2 protein-coding genes are annotated in these 1,842 nt (G+C 26.5%); one reads left to right on the top strand and one right to left on the bottom strand.

The window, feature by feature from the left end:
- The coding region (rfbB, locus tag AOG55_RS04360; RefSeq protein ID WP_055040944.1) for a dTDP-glucose 4,6-dehydratase at window positions 1–971 on the bottom strand (971 nt) is incomplete at its 3' end.
- 71 nt (window positions 972–1,042) lie between these two features.
- On the opposite strand from rfbB, the gene AOG55_RS04355 reads away from it, so the two are divergent.
- Window positions 1,043–1,768 carry a sugar phosphate nucleotidyltransferase gene (locus AOG55_RS04355; protein WP_055040943.1) on the top strand — a complete coding sequence of 242 codons (726 nt, stop codon included), beginning with the start codon at window positions 1,043–1,045 and terminating at the stop codon, window positions 1,766–1,768.
- The last annotated feature ends 74 nt before the right edge of the window (window positions 1,769–1,842 follow it).

Below are 1,842 nucleotides of genomic sequence, written 5' to 3'. Positions count from 1 at the left end.
TATTTATTATATAAATCTATATTATTAAGATAATTTTCCCACCAGCTTTTATTGTTTTTATACCAATCTATTGTTTTATTAAGTCCCTCATTTATATCAACTTCTGGTTTAAAACCCAATGCATTTAATTTTGATGAATCTAATGAGTATCTTAAATCATTACCAGGTCTATCGTTAACACATTTTATCAATGACTCGGGTTTATTCATTATGTGTAATATTTTTTTGACTATTTCAATATTTTCTAATTCAATCTCCGAACCAATATTATATATTTCTCCGTTTTTACCTCTTGCCATAACTTTTATTATACCTTTTACATTATCATCAACATATAACCAGTCACGTCTATTTTTCCCATTTCCGTAAATTGGTATTTTTTTGTCTAATAATGCATATATTATAGTTTTAGGTATTAATTTTTCTGGATGCTGATAAGGACCGTAATTATTAGAGCTTCTAGTAATAGAAACTGGTATTCCATAAGTTTTGAAATATGCCAGTATTAATAAATCCGCCGATGCCTTTGTTGCACTGTAAGGATTATTTGGGTTCAAGCATGAATTTTCATCGAATTTTTTATTTAATGCGTTTCCATATACTTCATCTGTTGAAATATGTATAAATTTTTCAATATTCCTGTTTTCCTTCATATAATCTAGTATATTATATACACCATAAATATTGGAATTTAAAAAATCATGGGCATCAACTATTGATCTGTCTACATGCGATTCTGCAGCGAAGTTTACTATAATATCCACATCCTTCAATGCTTTTTCTATATCTATTTTATTAAATAAATCCCCTTTAATAAATTCTATATTATCATTTTTGATATTATTTAGATTTGATGCATAGGTTAATTTATCAAATACCTTTATATTATAATCATAATTTTTCAATAAATAATTCACAAAATTAGAACCTATAAAGCCATATCCACCGGTAACAAGAATATTTTTTTGCATGGTTCTAATATTAAATGGAATTATAAAATAATTTGCAAAACTTAAAGTAAAGATAATAAATCACATTTTTAATGAAAGGAATAATATTGGCTGGTGGTACAGGTACAAGGTTAAAGGATCTGACAAAGGTAACAAATAAACATCTATTGCCAGTATATGATAAACCAATGATATATTTTCCGATTAATACTTTAAAATGTGCAGATATCGACTCTATATTAGTGGTTACTGACAAAAGAAGGACGACAGATTTTCTTTTGCTTCTTGGAAGCGGTAGTGATTTTGGTGTTAGGTTTACTTATGCACTGCAGGAAAGTGCCAAGGGTATTGCTGATGCCTTAAGCAAGGCCAAAGATTTTGTAAATAATGATGATGTTACAGTTATTCTTGGGGATAATATAATTTTTGGAGATATAAAAGAGTTAAAAGAACCATTAAATAAAAGCTGTAGAATATTTTTGAAAAAGGTTGAAGATCCTGAAAGATTTGGAATTGCCTATGTTAAAAATGGCATAATTACAAAAATAGTTGAGAAACCCAAACAACCAAAATCAAATCTTGCAATAATAGGTTTATATCAATATAAAAGTAATGTTTTTGATATAATTAATAATGTAAAGCCGTCAAAAAGAAATGAATTGGAAATTACAGATGTGAATAAGTATTTTCTGGACAATGATGATATAGAATATAAAATTATAGATAATGATTGGATAGATGCTGGAACCATAGAATCTTTATTTAAGGCAAACGAAATGGAAAGAAAATTTAAAGCTACTGATAAGTATTCTTATTAAAAATATAAAATAATAATAATAAGTATTATTAAATATAAATAATGCAAAATATCTGGTTTACCCTTGTTTAATAA

It is taken from the genome of Acidiplasma cupricumulans (assembly GCF_001402935.1).
GTDB lineage: Archaea > Thermoplasmatota > Thermoplasmata > Thermoplasmatales > Thermoplasmataceae > Acidiplasma > Acidiplasma aeolicum.
Note: the sequence above shows the minus strand (reverse complement) of the source record. Positions and strands in the feature narration are given on the sequence as shown.